Source organism: Bacillus sp. RC251 (assembly GCF_044908765.1).
GTDB classification, from domain to species: Bacteria; Bacillota; Bacilli; order Bacillales; family Bacillaceae_G; genus Bacillus_A; species Bacillus_A wiedmannii.
Genome location: NZ_JBIYDP010000001.1, coordinates 514,371 through 529,979, shown reverse-complemented (window position 1 = coordinate 529,979; position 15,609 = coordinate 514,371). Strand labels below are relative to the sequence as shown.

Annotated in this window: 16 protein-coding genes and 1 riboswitch; of the genes, 2 read left to right on the top strand and 14 right to left on the bottom strand. The window is 34.7% G+C overall.

The window, feature by feature from the left end; genetic code table 11:
- Nucleotides 1-24: 24 nt before the first annotated feature.
- From ABH961_RS02805 to ABH961_RS02780, 6 genes are read right to left on the bottom strand one after another with little or no spacing between them, the layout of a single operon-like run.
- A complete protein-coding gene (locus ABH961_RS02805; protein ID WP_142330322.1) occupies nucleotides 25-900 on the bottom strand; it encodes a MerR family transcriptional regulator in 876 nt (291 codons plus the stop codon).
- Nucleotides 900-1,676 (bottom strand): metallophosphoesterase, encoded by a 777-nt coding sequence (locus tag ABH961_RS02800; protein ID WP_098078684.1) that lies wholly within the window; start codon nucleotides 1,674-1,676, stop codon nucleotides 900-902. The genes ABH961_RS02805 and ABH961_RS02800 overlap by 1 nt, the downstream gene beginning before the upstream one ends.
- 57 nt (nucleotides 1,677-1,733) lie before the next feature.
- A complete protein-coding gene (locus tag ABH961_RS02795; protein WP_001231546.1) occupies nucleotides 1,734-2,213 on the bottom strand; it encodes a LysM peptidoglycan-binding domain-containing protein in 480 nt (159 codons plus the stop codon).
- A 22-nt stretch (nucleotides 2,214-2,235) separates the two neighbouring features.
- The gene (locus ABH961_RS02790; RefSeq protein ID WP_001025770.1) at nucleotides 2,236-2,799 is read right to left on the bottom strand and encodes a CPBP family intramembrane glutamic endopeptidase; all 564 of its coding nucleotides are present in this window, start codon (nucleotides 2,797-2,799) and stop codon (nucleotides 2,236-2,238) included.
- Nucleotides 2,799-4,328 (bottom strand): RecQ family ATP-dependent DNA helicase, encoded by a 1,530-nt coding sequence (locus tag ABH961_RS02785; RefSeq protein WP_098078687.1) that lies wholly within the window; start codon nucleotides 4,326-4,328, stop codon nucleotides 2,799-2,801. The genes ABH961_RS02790 and ABH961_RS02785 overlap by 1 nt, the downstream gene beginning before the upstream one ends.
- Nucleotides 4,318-5,379, bottom strand: a complete 1,062-nt coding sequence (locus tag ABH961_RS02780) for a YpbB family protein (RefSeq protein WP_048543574.1) — start codon at nucleotides 5,377-5,379, stop codon at nucleotides 4,318-4,320. Before ABH961_RS02780 ends, ABH961_RS02785 begins: the two co-directional genes overlap by 11 nt.
- A gap of 289 nt (nucleotides 5,380-5,668) precedes the next feature.
- Here ABH961_RS02780 and ABH961_RS02775 point away from each other — a divergent pair, with 289 nt between their 5' ends.
- Complete coding sequence (locus ABH961_RS02775) at nucleotides 5,669-5,917, top strand: ferredoxin (RefSeq protein WP_001151994.1); 249 nt, start codon at nucleotides 5,669-5,671, stop codon at nucleotides 5,915-5,917.
- Between the two features lie 123 nt (nucleotides 5,918-6,040).
- Here the strand turns inward: ABH961_RS02775 and ABH961_RS02770 are convergent, their stop codons facing one another.
- Entirely contained in the window at nucleotides 6,041-6,619 is a 579-nt protein-coding gene (locus ABH961_RS02770) for an ECF transporter S component (protein ID WP_000810851.1), read from the bottom strand.
- Between the two features lie 162 nt (nucleotides 6,620-6,781).
- Nucleotides 6,782-6,921: riboswitch (FMN riboswitch) on the bottom strand.
- A gap of 245 nt (nucleotides 6,922-7,166) precedes the next feature.
- Here ABH961_RS02770 and ABH961_RS02765 point away from each other — a divergent pair.
- Nucleotides 7,167-7,853 (top strand): hypothetical protein, encoded by a 687-nt coding sequence (locus ABH961_RS02765; RefSeq protein ID WP_000711800.1) that lies wholly within the window; start codon nucleotides 7,167-7,169, stop codon nucleotides 7,851-7,853.
- A 30-nt stretch (nucleotides 7,854-7,883) separates the two neighbouring features.
- Here the strand turns inward: ABH961_RS02765 and ABH961_RS02760 are convergent, their stop codons facing one another.
- The 7 genes from ABH961_RS02760 to resA all read right to left on the bottom strand — a co-directional run bounded on the left by ABH961_RS02760 (nucleotide 7,884) and on the right by resA (nucleotide 15,536).
- Complete coding sequence (locus ABH961_RS02760) at nucleotides 7,884-8,498, bottom strand: peptidoglycan DD-metalloendopeptidase family protein (protein WP_048541899.1); 615 nt, start codon at nucleotides 8,496-8,498, stop codon at nucleotides 7,884-7,886.
- 84 nt (nucleotides 8,499-8,582) lie between these two features.
- Nucleotides 8,583-9,164 (bottom strand): cob(I)yrinic acid a,c-diamide adenosyltransferase, encoded by a 582-nt coding sequence (locus tag ABH961_RS02755; RefSeq protein ID WP_048541897.1) that lies wholly within the window; start codon nucleotides 9,162-9,164, stop codon nucleotides 8,583-8,585.
- A 137-nt stretch (nucleotides 9,165-9,301) separates the two neighbouring features.
- Nucleotides 9,302-11,077: a sensor histidine kinase ResE gene (gene resE / locus ABH961_RS02750; protein WP_000964666.1), complete on the bottom strand. Its 1,776-nt coding sequence runs from the start codon at nucleotides 11,075-11,077 to the stop codon at nucleotides 9,302-9,304.
- Nucleotides 11,077-11,793, bottom strand: coding sequence for a DNA-binding response regulator ResD (gene resD / locus ABH961_RS02745; RefSeq protein ID WP_000426862.1), 717 nt, complete (start codon nucleotides 11,791-11,793; stop codon nucleotides 11,077-11,079). Before resD ends, resE begins: the two co-directional genes overlap by 1 nt.
- Nucleotides 11,794-12,095: 302 nt before the next feature.
- Nucleotides 12,096-13,253, bottom strand: coding sequence for a cytochrome c biogenesis protein ResC (gene resC, locus ABH961_RS02740; protein WP_048541895.1), 1,158 nt, complete (start codon nucleotides 13,251-13,253; stop codon nucleotides 12,096-12,098).
- Between the two features lie 14 nt (nucleotides 13,254-13,267).
- Nucleotides 13,268-14,893: a cytochrome c biogenesis protein ResB gene (gene resB, locus ABH961_RS02735; RefSeq protein WP_048541893.1), complete on the bottom strand. Its 1,626-nt coding sequence runs from the start codon at nucleotides 14,891-14,893 to the stop codon at nucleotides 13,268-13,270.
- Nucleotides 14,894-15,014: 121 nt separating this feature from the next.
- Nucleotides 15,015-15,536, bottom strand: a complete 522-nt coding sequence (resA, locus tag ABH961_RS02730) for a thiol-disulfide oxidoreductase ResA (RefSeq protein ID WP_000742201.1) — start codon at nucleotides 15,534-15,536, stop codon at nucleotides 15,015-15,017.
- Nucleotides 15,537-15,609: the final 73 nt, after the last annotated feature.

Below are 15,609 nucleotides of genomic sequence, written 5' to 3'. Positions count from 1 at the left end.
AAATAGATGGTTCTTTTCGAACAACTATTCTAACATTTTTAACCAATCATCCCATTCTTCTTTCGTATCACCAATTAGGCATGTTTGAATGTTCAACTGATCTCGAGCACCTATTTCTCCTATAAACCCAACAGAAAGTTTCTCACTTTTTTCTTGCAACAAATTCATGTCTTTCATCGCGTTCTTAAGTTCTCGTTCCTCATCAAAAGAGACTACTACATATGTAGGTTGTATTTTCTCAACAGCTAACAAAATACCATCTTCCGCTAAGCTTGACCTAATATATATCACCTCATATCCTTTTAAGCGTAAATACGTTGAGAAAACAAACCCTTTCAACATATTATTTTCTAACACAACAACTTTGTGTATAGAAGAAAATGATGATGCATTATGATACACCATTCCTAGACGAGTTTGTAAAAATGATACGACATATTGGAATTGCACCATTGTAACTTCATTATTATTTTTTAACGTTAACAATTTATTTGACACTTGAAGAACAATACTTGCTATGACTTTTTCTGTTGCATAAATACTGAAAGCCTCGTTTAACAATGCAGAAGTTGTAATTTCATCAAATTTTAACAAAGCTTGCAGTAAATCGTCCACTAAAACAACTTCTCTATCGTAATGTATTTCTTTTTGAACATTACTCTGCGAACGATTCCCTTCTAATAATTGAACTGCTTGTCCAATCATCATGCCGGAAGAAACCTTGTCCATTAACCATTTCAAAATTTGAATATGCTCTTCTGTATATAATCGATGCCCCGCATGATTCCGCATTGGGGCAATAATTTGATATCGTCTTTCCCATGCACGAAGCGTACTCGGCTGAATTCCAATTATATTGGAAACAGCTTTTATGTTATATTTCCCGTTTAGAGTTGGCATCATTTCCCTCCGCATAACGTAATAATATGTGTTTGAGCAGGTGCTCGGAAGCGAAGTGGAATCAACGTTGTTCCATACCCATTACTAACAAAAAGAGTCATATTTGAATGCTTATATACGCCACCTTTTAAATATTTTTTAGATGGGAATAATCGAATCTGTCCTCCATGTGTATGTCCACTTAACACAAGTGAAATTTGTTCTTTTCCAGACATTTTATTTATTATATCAGGGTTATGGCTAATTAATATGCGAAAACCATCTTCTTTGCAATCAGCCAAAGCTAAATCTAAACGATCACGCTTCAAACCAACATCATCTACACCGAGCAAACAAATTTTTTCTCCTAGTTCAGACTCAAATACAACTCTTGTATTGTCTAAAACTTTCACATTATTTTCTAATAACAAAGCATCTAATTCATGATATTCAATCTCATAATCATTATTTCCCCACACAAAATATACAGGAGCTATCGCTCTTAACTTTTGTATATTTGCAGAAATTTTCGATAAAGGGACGCCTCTTTCCGCTAAATCACCGCCAATAATTACAAGGTCTACTTTTCCTTTTACTTGTTCAATTAACGAACTTGAAATGACCCTTCTATGAATATCAGAAATAAAAAACACCTTTACTTTTTGAAAACTTTTCGGAAATTCTTTAAAAAGTAAAGTATGTTCTAACACAGTATTACGCATCGCTTCTGTATACATTACAAGAAGAAATATAATACCAATACATATGAGAGCACTTAATAAGATAATCCATATCATATATTTTCACTCCCTTCCGCATAAAGATAATCCTCAGCTTTTATAGTAGGTATGTTACTAGCTATCCTGCTTTGCGGACTTATCTTTTATCGGAATTTTTATTTCTTGACCTACATTCACTTCATCTTCTTGTAAATCATTATACTTTTTAATCACTTCAATCCCAGTTTCATCTGAAAAATATTGCTTCGCTATACTTTCTAAAGTTTCTCCTTCTTTTACCGTATGCGTTACTACTTTCTCAGATGTTGCCTCAGACTCAGATTTAGCTGAATCAAAGAAAATGACCTCAAACGCACTTTTCCCAGCGTTATTACCATCACTTTTCACCTGAATATATTTATCTGTATACCATAAGATACTAATTGGTAGTAATATGAATAGAAATGTTAAAACTCGGACGAAAATATGATTCATTTTAAACTTTTCTTTTTTCTCTTTATTTCTATGAATTTCACTACGCGGCGGTAAACTTTCTTTTTCTTCCACTCGCTCAACTTCTAATTCCTCTTCGAAATCAGGAATTCGTTTTCTCATGTTGTTCACCACCACCTTACATTTATTTTCTTAATTGGAGTCCCATTATAAAATCAACAAGAAAGTGTGCAAAGATTGTTATAAACAAATTTCCTGTCCATTCAAACACATAACCAAAGACAAAACTAATGAAACAGACGAAACAAAACAAAAATGGCTTTGTTATATACCGAATATGTAACACTGCAAATACTAAACTCGCTATTACAATTCCAAAGTGCGTCTGCACTACACCTCTAAATAAAAATTCTTCTGCAAAGCCGATAATGAACGTAATAACGAGTAGGTGCATAACTGACATTCCTTGAAACATCTTATCGTTAATACCACCATCATCAAACCAAGACTCTGGAAATACTCGCATTGCAACATAATCTAATAACACAATACCAATCGCCAACAAGCCACCTATTATAAGTATAGACACCGGTTCCCACTTCCACAGACTATACACCGATTTTATATCTCGGAATAATACATATGCTAGTAAACAACCGATACCGATAATAATGAACTGTGTGATATACAGATTCAGCCTTATTTCTTTCGGACTCATATCTTCAATATTATGCCTTTGAATGTTCATCATTCCCCCATCTTTTCTAGACCGAAAAGCTTTTGTAACTCTGTTTCCCAATTATAGTCGAAATCCGATTGTTCCGCTTGTCTTTTTTTATAATCTGTTTTTGTAATACCACAATAGTCACAGCAATTTTTCAACTCGTTCTCTTTTCTATAACCGAACTGTTGTAACAAATATTCACGCCTACATTCTTTCACTTGTATCCACGACTTCATGTTTTCTAGCTCACTATATTTATTACGTAGCCTTATTTCTACTTCAGCTATTAATCTGTTCATAATTTCATCTGACAAGCTCTCTAATTTTAATTTTCGCTGTTGTATGATTCCAAGCTGTTCAAGGTGATAGCGGATGAAACGCCAATATTGTTCATTAAATCTTGCTGCATTATAACAAATTTCTTCTACCTCTTCTATTGGTAATTCTTTCGTTTGAAACATTCTTTCTTGTAGTAAAGAGAATAAAAATTGTATTTGCGACTGACTTGGCAATTCATCTTCAATTATCGAAATTGGTAAATCGTGATCTAACGGACTACATAGTAAGATAGCTATACTCGGTTCACCATCTCTTCCAGCTCTTCCGATTTCTTGTAAATAGGAAGCTATATTAGTCGGATAATGAAAATGAATAATATAGCTCGTATTCGACTTATTTACTCCCATACCAAAAGCACTTGTACATATTACAAGCTGCAACTGGTCATTCATAAACTGCTGTTGAATTAACATACGCTCTTCATGTTCCATACCACCATGATAAAAAGCGACACCAGTCACGCCTTTTCCTCTTAAATACTCCGTTAAACGTTCTGTCCACGCTCTGCTTGAACAATATACAATCCCTGGCCCTTGTAAATACATCACCTGGTTCAAAAGCGCTTCTTTCTTCTCTTCTATCGTCTCCACAAATTGTACTTCCATCGCAATATTTGGACGATCAATAGAGTATACATGCTGCGTCACTTTCTTCAAATCTAAACTCTCTGCTATATCTCGGAGTACATCTTTTGTCGCTGTTGCCGTTAATGCTAGCACCGTAGGAGACCCGATATTTTCAATGACTACATTTAGTTTTTTATAGTCTGGCCTAAAATCATAACCCCATTGTGAAATACAATGAGCCTCATCCACAACAAATAATGAAATATGAACTTTCTTCAATTCTCTTATTAACACTTCCGACTGCAACATCTCTGGTGAAACAAAAATAAATTTATATGAAGCTAATTTTTTCATCGCTTCTCTTTTTTCATGTAATGTCCGAAAACTATTAAATGCTATTACTCGGTTTTTCACAACATACTTTAATTGTGTAACTTGATCTTCCATCAAAGATAATAATGGTGATACAACAAGCACGGTTCCTTCTTGCATTAGCCCTGGAAGTTGATAGCACATAGACTTCCCTCTTCCAGTCGGGAGCATTGCTATAACATCTTTTCCTTCTAATAAATCTGTAATGACCCCTTTTTGCCCTGTACGAAATTCAGAATATCCAAACCATCTATATAAATATTCCTCAAGCTTCATTTATACCCTCCATCCGCGCCAATACAAGACGAACTTCAAAATAAGAAATACCCTCTCCAACCGCTTGTTTCAACTCACGCAACTTACGTGTTTGTAATGCCTCAATTACTTTTGTTACTTTATCTATTTTGTCTTTTTCCATAAACATCTCGATTGAAAACTCTTTTTCCCGCAAAGCAATTTCAACAAAATGATCTTCTATCGTTGCAACCTTTAAATTTCTAATTGTCGCTATTTCATCTAAAGAGCGTCCTTGTCTCCAAAAATTATATGTTTTTTTCGTTGATAAACTAAATAAATCAGCTCTCTCATTTGGATAAGAGATAATCTCAGCTAATAGCGGAAATTCATTTTCTTTATCGTGAACTTCTTGTATAAAGAAGTGAATTGTACCCCAAAATAAAAAATACACCCGGAATATATCTTGTTTCGTAATTTCCGCTAATTGCTGCAATGTACAACCGATACGTTCATATCCTGTTAATCTATATGTTACAATCGTCGCTTCTACCACATCACCTTTTCCTAAAAGATTATGTATTTCTTTCCATAATCTTTTAGCCAATTCACTTCGCCTATATGGTATACCTGTTAAAAAACGTTTTACCCACATCATTATTTCTGTATCTTGTTGAATGGGAATAAACTTCGTATTATTCTGTTGTAAATTAGATATAGTTTGAATAATTAATGATAATCGTTTCCAAAATGTTTCACCTAATTCACCATAGTGTAAACCATGTAAATGCGCAGGAAAAGCATACACTTCCTCCCATGTATGTAACTGCATTTTACCTTTAGATGTTAACAAATATGTATTTTCATGTATTTCTCGAATCAAATCTGCTTGCAACAACTTTGCAACTTCACGATCATAGTCTGTTCTATTTAACGATTTATATATTCCAAACAAAAATGAAATTCGGAACATATTTCCATCTTGTAACGTTTGCGAAGATCGTTTTCCTTTTAATAAATAATAAATAGAAGAAACGGTCCTTTCACCATTCAATTGTTTTAAACAATACAATAAAGTATATTGTAGTTGCATTACCGCTTCCACCTTTCAATCTAGCTTAATTACTTTTTAGTATGATTGCACTTACTCATTAAATTTATCATATCGGCACTATGTACTTGTATATAGTATATTGTACCAAACGAAATAACATTTACGTATTTTGAAAATCTTATGACATAATGCAAAAATTAGTTGACACTCTAATTGATAAGGATTATCATTATAATTTTATGTTGAAAAGTTTTAAAAACCGTTTTACAATAAGGTTATAATTTTTATGGCGAGCTTTTCACATACATATTATCAGGAGGGAAAAAAGATGGCAAAATATACAATCGTTGATAAAGATACTTGTATCGCATGTGGTGCTTGCGGCGCTGCTGCACCAGACATTTATGATTATGATGATGAAGGTATTGCATTTGTAACGTTAGACGATAACCAAGGTATCGTTGAAATTCCAGATGTATTAATTGAAGATATGATGGATGCATTCGAAGGTTGTCCAACTGACTCAATTAAAGTTGCTGATGAATCATTTGATGGCGACTCTTTAAAATTCGAATAGTCTTTTATTAACTTCAAAAAATATCCCTCATTCATATGAGGGATATTTTTTGTTTTCTATTTTCATTCTACTTAATAAAAAACCACTAGTAGTTCCATACTACTAATGGTTTTATTTTATATTTTATGCATTTTTCATTTTTGCAAACACCCATACTTTCAGGCGTGAGAATAACGCTACAAATACAATTGTCACAACAATTCCTTTAATCAAATTAAATGGTAAGATTGCCGTTACAACCGTTGTTCTTATAGCCTCGCTAGACATAGCTGGTGAATTTAAAAACCAAGTGTAAGCTGGGAATATAATGATGTAATTTAATACACTCATAATGAGCGCCATTGTAATTGTCCCTAGCATTAATCCTGTCGTTAAACTCTTAACAGTACGATACTTTCTAAATAAGAAAGCTGCCGGTCCAATAAATAAACATCCTGCAATAAAGTTAGCAATTTCTCCAACTGGCACTCCCGTTAAACTCCCTTGAATCCCGTAATGTAAAATATTCTTTATCGCCTCTACAATTATCCCTGCAACTGGCCCGAAAATAATTGCCGCAATTAGAGCTGGTACATCACTAAAATCAATTTTTAAAAATGGCGGAAGCCCTGGAAACGGGAAATCCAACATCATCAGTAAATATGCAATACTACTTAGCATCGCTACACTCACCATCTGCACTACACTGTTTTTTTGTTTCATCTTTCTCTCTCCTTTTCCATCGATCATCTCATGGAAAGTGGAAAGGTTCTGCTATGCCTACTTTTTCATAGAACGAAAAAACCCTTTGTGTTTTACACAAAGGGAGAATTTAAGGCACATCAAACAGACGTTCAAATCCATATCTTTTTTGAACGCTTGAACCTCCATCTTCTCCCATCCAGACTATACTGTCGGCTTTGGAATCACACCAAATCCTGCCTTAACGGCTCGCGGGCTTAGAACAAAATCACATATAGTTCATCACCGCCGGTCGGGATTTTCACCCTGCCCCGAAGATAGACCGATATTCTATTTTCCACTTTATTATACAACAACATAATCGTATTGTGAACAAAAAAAGTGTAACTTATTAAAAATAAGTTATTAATTTTATATAATTAAAACCAATTACTATATTTTACAATACACCCCAGATTTTTTAGTATTCGGCATTTCCCCTATGAATCCCCTAGTCATATATAATGAAAAGTGATAAGATGTTGAATTGTTAAGATAAGAACATTTTCTGGATTATGGAGGAAATGTCATGAAAAAAGAAAAGAGACACTCTATTCGAGAAGCAATGAAAAAAAACTTAAGAAAAGAATACTTTTACTTAAAAAAAGAATTACTTTTCTACTGTCCAATTGATTTAGGCACATTCTCAAGCGAGACATACTATGCTGCTTTCGATGAAGATGGCATCAGTATTTATCAGTATGATAAAAAAACAGAGAGTAAATTAAAACTGTGTGAGCGTCACCCATGGAAGAGTTGGAATAAAGTGAAGGTGGATCATTATTTGACAACTTCTCAATTTATTTTTCAAGGTGAGCGAAACTGGATATTATCCCTTTTCCAAAAAGGAAAAGAAGCTCAAAAAATAATTGAAGAGCACACATCTTTACAAACTGAAGTTGTTTCCCGTTCTTTCTTAAAAAAACTTCCAGGGTTCCGTTCTAATGCACCGTTGAATAAATACATCGGCAGCATTTGCTACACTGCACTTATTGCATTTTTATTAAAATGGATGATTCCATTTCAAGCACCACAAATCGCCCTGTACTCCATTTCAATCGGTTGTATGCTTCTTGGTTTACTTTGTTTGACAATCGGTTTAATTGAACCGACTATTGTACTATTTCGAACGAACGAAAAAACAAGAACGAAAGTATTTTACTTATATAGCTACTTAGCTATTTCTGGATTTATATGTGTCTTTATTTTTTGGTAAAAAAAAGAGCTAGTTTAACTAGCTCTTTTTTTACTTTACGTATAATTGTTGATTTGGATAAATCCGATCTTGCTGCAGTCCATTTTTATCTTTAACTTCCTTAACTGACATACTAAATTTCCGTGCAATACTAACTAAAGTGTCCCCTTTTTGGACGACATATAAGGATGAGGACACAACTTCATTTCTCTGTTCATTTAGAACAAGCAATGGATTCATCGCATTCTTTTTCGCCATCGTCCATCTTCCTTGATGAACTTCTAAATGTAAGTGTGCACCTCTCGATTCTCCTGTATTTCCTACTTCTCCAATTATTTCTCCTTTTGAAATATAATCCCCTTGAACTACATATCTCTTATTTAAATGCGCATACACAGCCTCATATTCTCCATGTTTAATAAATACAACGTTTCCATAACTACTTGAATAATAAGACTTTGTTACCTTACCTTCTTGAATAGCTGCCACAGGCGTGCCAATCGGTGCTGCTATATCTATACCGTAGTGTTTTCCATGCCTTGTCCCAAAATAATCACTTATCTGCCCTTCAACAGGCCATGTCCATTGATTTCCCTCTGCGTACACATGTAATTGAGATAAAAACAATACCGTCAATAACATGATGCTACATTTTAACACTTTCATATACATCCTCCGTTTTCTAATTAACACCATACCTTCTCTATTTTGGTATATTACAGAAAAAAGTATACAAAAAAAGAAAGTGAATCACTCCACTTCCTTCTCTTTTTTATCACGAAAAACGATTGCACTGCGATTATACTCCACATCTTTTACTTGTAATCGAGCGTTTATTACTCTAGCTACCGCAAACAAATAATCAGATAATCTATTTACATACTTTAGAACAACTTCATTTATTTTCCCTTCTTTTTGCAAGGACACTACACATCGTTCTGCTCGCCTTACAACTGTACGTGCAATATGAATAGCAGCTGCCGCCTCGCTTCCACCTGGTAAAATAAAACGCTCTAACGGCGGTGCTTCTTCTATATACGAATCAATCCTTCTTTCTAAGCTTTCAACCATTTCAACCGTTACTTTATAAGGAATTTTCCCCTCTACTATCGCCAAGTCTCCCCCGCAATCAAATAGTTCATGTTGAATATTTTCAAGTTCATTGTAAATATCTCCAAAAGATCCGCCTTGTAGCTTAGTCATTGCATATCCAATATGAGAATTCGCCTCATCTATCGTGCCATATGCTTCAACTCGGATATTATCTTTATCCACTCTGCCGCCTATTACACTTGTTGTCCCTTTATCTCCTGTTTTCGTATATAATTTCATCGCTTCACGACACCCCTCTTGCTATTCTTCATTCGACTAAGATAGAAAAAAAGTTCTACTATTATTTATTTAATTGATTTTACAAAAAAATAAAAAACAGTAGAACTTTATTCATTATCAACTTTAAAAACGCATATCTAAATTATACGATTCGGTAAATATACAGAGAATGTAGTTCCCTCTCCAACAACACTTGAAACAGCAATTTTACCATCATGGCCTTGCACAATATTTTTTGCAATCGCAAGCCCGAGCCCCGTTCCACCTTTTTTCCCACGTGTTCTTGCTTTATCAGCTTTGTAGAAACGATCAAATAAAAATGGAATATCTTCTTCTGGAATACCAGCGCCCGAATCTTGTACTTCAAAAGTAAGACCATTATTTTTCGTATTAATTACAAGCGTTACATGTCCGCCTGCATTCGTATGACGAATTGCGTTATCAATTAAATTCGTCAATACTTGTTCCATACGATCTGCATCAAACGGGTATTGTTCAATTGGATTCTGGAAATCAACCGTTAATGCGACTTCTTTATCCTTTGCAATTCCTTGGAATTTACGACCTATTTTTTCAACGAAAGGATGAATATCAACTTCACCTATATGTAACTCTACATTACCACTTTCCATACGCGCTAAATCTAATAGTTCATTTACAAGTTTACCTAAACGAACGGATTCATCATAAATAATTTGAACAAACTCATTAATTTCTTCTTTCGTTTGCACAATATCATCTAAAATCGCTTCACTATACCCTTGAAGCATTACCATCGGTGTACGAAGTTCATGTGATACGTTCGCAATAAAGTCTTGACGCATCTTCTCAAGACGGCGTTCTTCCGTCATATCACGTAATACAGCTACAGCGCCACGAATTTTCGTTTGGTTGTAAAGCGGCGTCATAAGAACTACATAATTCCCTTTTTGTAAATTAATTTCAACCACTTGTTGTTGTTCACTTTCTACAACGAGATGGAATAGTTCAACAAGTTCAGAAGGTAGTTTTTTACTGAGCTCTACTTCCTTTTCCTCTTGCCAAACTTGTAAGAAATGTTCAGCCGGCGGATTAATTACAACGACTTCACCTTCTTGATTTAACGTAATAACCCCATCTGCCATACTACTTAAAATACTAGCTAACTGTTCTTTTTCTTGCTGCAGGGCATTCATATTAAACTTCAACTGTTTCCCCATTTGATTTAAGGCCGTTGCAAGCTCACCAATCTCATCCTGAGATACCATAGGTGCTTTCGCATCAAACTTCCCACGCGCGACCTCAAAAGCAACCTCACGCATTTTACGGAGTGGTGCTGTAATTCGAGTAGATAAGAAGAATGCAAAGAACGTTGTTAATATAATCGCAATCCCTGCTGATAAGAATATAAAATCAGTCGTTCTCTCCATACCTTGTATTGGTACTTGTAAAGATTCGTATACGAACACTGCACTTTGATTTTTTGAATGCACTGGTTTTCCGACAATCATAATATCATTTTCAGTGTTTTTATTCTTTCTACTATTAGAGGCTTTTCTAATGTTATTCTTAATTTCTTTTTTGTCTGTAAAAACAGCCGCTAATTCTTTGTCTTCTTTCAAATCATCCATTGTAAGAGTGACTAATCCTTCTTGTTTCGGCGAAGAAGATATTTCTTTACCATCTTCTACAATAATGATCCTTGAAAGTGGATCAGAGAATTTGTACGCGATATTCTCAATCGTTTTTACATCGGCACCTTCTTCAATTAACTCTGAAACACTTGTTGCAACTTTTTGAAGCCTAGCTTCACTCATATCAACATAATATGTTCTAAAAAACTGTGAAAGTAAAATCGCAACAAATCCGAGCACAAACGAAACGAGAAGTAATATAGTCATCCATAACTTCCCTACTACACTTCTCCAAAGCATCAGTCGTTCACAACCTCAAATTTGTAACCTACGCCCCAAACGGTAACAATCATCTTCGCAGCATCTGGTGATTTTTTGCTTAACTTCTCACGTAAACGCTTTACATGCGTATCAACTGTACGTAAATCTCCGAAGAATTCATATTGCCATACTTCTTTTAACAATTGCTCACGATCAAATACCTTATCAGGCGCTTTCGCTAAGAATAATAGTAATTCGTACTCTTTCGGTGTTAAGTTTACTTCATTACCATCTGCTGTAACACGGTGTGCATCATTATCAATTGTTAAATGAGGGAACACAGTAACATCTTTTGTCGTTGTATCTTGTGTAAAGAACGTTGTTGGTACAGAACGGCGTAAGACCGCTTTCACACGAAGCACTACTTCACGTGGGCTAAATGGTTTCACAATATAATCATCAGTTCCTACCTCAAACCCTTGTACTCGGTTTACTTCTTCACCTTTTGCCGTCAACATAATAATTGGCGTCGCTTTCTTCTCACGAACCCCTTTACACACTTCAATACCATCTTTACCTGGCATCATAAGATCTAATAGGATTAAATCGTAATCATTTTGTAACGCCATTTCTAAAGCTGTATCGCCATTGTCCGCTTCTTCAATTGTATATTGTTCTCTTTCTAAATACATTTTCAACAAACGACGAATACGATCCTCATCGTCTACAATTAAAATTCTTGATTCATTTTCCATTTCTACCCGTTGCGTACTTTTACCACAACGGTTTACACCTACCCTTCTACACTAGTATGTTGCACTATTCTCGTTTATTTAAGCAATCTTCTAAATGTTTCACTTCCCATATTATGCTTCACAAGAATAATAAAGTTTGTTCAATTTTTTTCCAAAACTATGTATTTTTTTTGAACAGGATATAATGTCCTCGACATCATTTTACAAAATCAACCGCTACTTTGTCATGTTTTTCTCAAAAAAGAAGAAAAATTGACAAAAATAAAATAGGAAAGTGACATTCACTCTCCTATTTTATTTCTCTATGCGTATGAATGTAAACCCGCGATAATTAAGTTTACTACAATAAAGTTAAACATAATGATTGCAAAACCAATTACCGCTAACCACGCTGACTTCTCTCCGTGCCACCCTTTTGATAAGCGTAAATGTAATACCGCCGCATAAAAAAGCCAAGTAATAAGCGCCCAAACCTCTTTTGGATCCCAACCCCAAAAACGTGTCCACGCTATTTGAGCCCAAATCATGGCAAAAATTAATGCACCTAATGTGAAAACCGGGAATCCAATTGCAATAGAACGATATCCGATTTCATCCAGTAAATCACTATTTGTATTCTTTACTAACGGCTGAAGTGCTGCCGATACTCGTTTGCGTAAAACAAGTCTTAATACAATATAAAGTAATGTCCCAACTAACACTGACCAAATAACAGTATTTAATTTTTTCGCATTTACAATCGCTGGAACTTCAACTGTCGGTTCTAATTTATTTTCTGTCAATAACTTTCCTTCGTGCGGTCCTACTAAAGCTGGAAGATTGTACTTCATTTCCACTTGTTGTTCATTTTTATCAATCCATTGAAACTTTGCTTCATATTTCATACTAGAAAATAACGTTGTCACTCCAATAAAACCAACTGTACAAACAAGTGTGAACACTACCGTTTCTAACCAAAATGTACGTTTGGTTCTCGTTGATTGGTCTACATTTTTCAATAAATACATAACGCCCGTAATAAAACTAATTGCTAAAATTGCTTGTCCTGCTGCTGCAGTCGTCACGTGAATATGCAACCAATTACTTTTTAAAGAAGGAATAAGCGGAGATATTTCCCTCGGAAACATACTTGCATAGGCAATTAATAAAAGTGCAACTGGTAATGCAAAAAGTCCGATTATACTTACGCGATACATAAAATACATGACAATAAATGCTCCGACAAGCATCATGCCGAAAAATGTACCGAATTCAAAAAAGTTACTAACTGGTGCATGTCCTGATGCAATCCATCTTGTAACAAAATATACTGTTTGTGCAATAAACCCTAAAATTGTAATCGTTATTCCTATATTTGCCCATTTATGACCTTTTTCTTTAATTGCTCCCCCGAAAAATAGAGTTGCAATTAAATATAAAATAAATGCGGTAAAGAGAAAGTTACTACTTATTTGCACCATATCGTTTCCCCACCTTAACTAATTTTTTTATCCACTACTTTATCGCTTGGCTGCGGAATTGCCGTACCTTCTAGTACTCTTTCAATATCTTTCTTTAAACCGAACCAATTTTTATTCGTGTGTCCTGCAATCCACCATTCATCATTAACGCGTTGTATCCAAATACGGCGATGATTCCAATACATCCCTTGAATGACACCCACCATAAATATAAATCCTCCAATACCGAGAATCCAAAGCGTTAAATCTTTCCTTACAGTAAGTGCCGTTGCATTTTGCATTTCCACACCTGCAAACGACATTTTATATTTATTATTTCCATCAGGTTCTATATTTTGCTGAATACCAACAAAACTCACTTCACCATCTGGTGTTTCAGGCGTAAACATTTTAAACACAAATGCAGGGTTGTTTGGTAATTTCGTTTTCGTATTTGGTCTTCCACTCTCATCAAAATAAAAATCTGGAAAATAGCTTAATAGTTCTAAAGAATAACCATTTCCTAAATCAAATTTTTCTGTAGGATTCGTTAAATCTACTTTAATCGGTCCCCACTTTTGATTATTTTCTTTGTTTTGCAAATGGAATGACATGCTTTTAAATTCACTTTCTTTGTAATCCACTTGATATATAGCAAATTGATCAAATTTCAGCGGTTCATTCACTCGAATTTGCGCTTCTTTTACTTTTTCTAATTTCGGTTTTTGTCCTGCTATATTTTCGCCGACCGCTTTATATAATACAGCATTCGTTTGGAAGTTTTTCGCAATCATTTTATCGCCTACACGATCAATCGCTTCATCAAAAACTTCCTTGTCCTTACTTTTATCATAAACTTCCTTAATAAATTTCTCGTTTTTTAAATAGTATTGACCATCCGTTCCTGGTATTTCTTTCGTTTCACCGTCACGTAACCAAAGGGCTTCGTCTACGTACATACTCGGTAAAAAACGGAGCATTGCACCGAATAAAAAGATAATGAGACCGATATGATTCACATATGGACCCCAGCGTGAAAACCGTCCCTTTTCCGCCAAAATATTTCCGTCTTCCACTTTCACGTTATAGTTTCTTTTCTTTAAATTCTTTTGCACTCTTTCAAGATCACCATCTTGCGGTGTACCAGTACCGTATAATCTTTGTCTCTTTAAAAAGCTAGGGTGTCTTTTCACCCCTTGCTTCTTTAAAGCTTTATAAAGTGGAATGACACGGTCTAAGCTACATATCACAAGTGAAATACCAATTGAAGCAATTAAAATCATATACCACCATGAACCGTATAAATTATTAAATCCTAATTGATAGTATAGTTGCCCTAAAAATCCGTATTCTTGCTTATAATATTCAGCTGGTGCAATTCCTGGAGTTATGTACATTTCTTGCGGAAAAATAGTTCCTATTGCTGATGCAGCTAAAGTGATTACAATGAGCCATACACCCACTTTTACAGAAGAGAAAAAGCTCCAAATTTTATCGACTATCGTTTTTGTTTGTGTGAGAGATCTCCGAGCACTCCCCTCATAACGCATATCCAATAGTTTTATATTTTCATTGCTTTCAAATGGTTTCCCACATGCTTCACAAAAAACAGTTCCTATCGGATTCACATGTCCACATTCACACTTAATTTCTTTCAACACTCTCACCGCCCCTATATCTATATGTACTATTGTATATTCTACCCTCAAGTTACCGCAATACTCAGAATTTTTAAATCAAAGACGCTATAGGTAAGCGCCTCGTATGTAAAGGCTTTCTTTATTACGGAGTAATTTTCTTTAAATACTCTTCCAATTGTTCTATCGTTTGTTCACCTTTAATCTCTTGAATCACCTTACCATCCTTATCAATCAAGAAGCTTGTTGGTAACGGTATTACTCCATACGTTTTTATAATTTCTCCACCTTTATCAATTGCGACTGGGAACTTAAGATCGTATTGTTTCACAAAATTCTTAACAGCAATATCCGTTTCATCTGCATCTAACGCAATAATTTCAACGCCTTTTTCTTTATACTTTGGATATAATTCGTTCATATAAGGCATTTCTTTTTCACACGGTTTACACCAAGTGCCCCAAAAGTTTAAAAATACACCTTTTCCCTTTAAATCTTTTAATTCAATTTTCTTTCCTTCTAAATCTGTTACAACAAAATTAGGTGCTTCTTTTCCGATTTGCATTTTCTCTTCTTTAGTGAAATATCCTTGATAAAGTGTAAATCCTACAGCACCGCATAAAATGAGTAGAATAATAACACGAAATAATAAGCGATTTTTTTTCATATTGTCTCCCCTCTCTTCGACGAGTGATAAATATATGTATTTTTTAATAAATCACCAGCGGAGCATTCCACTG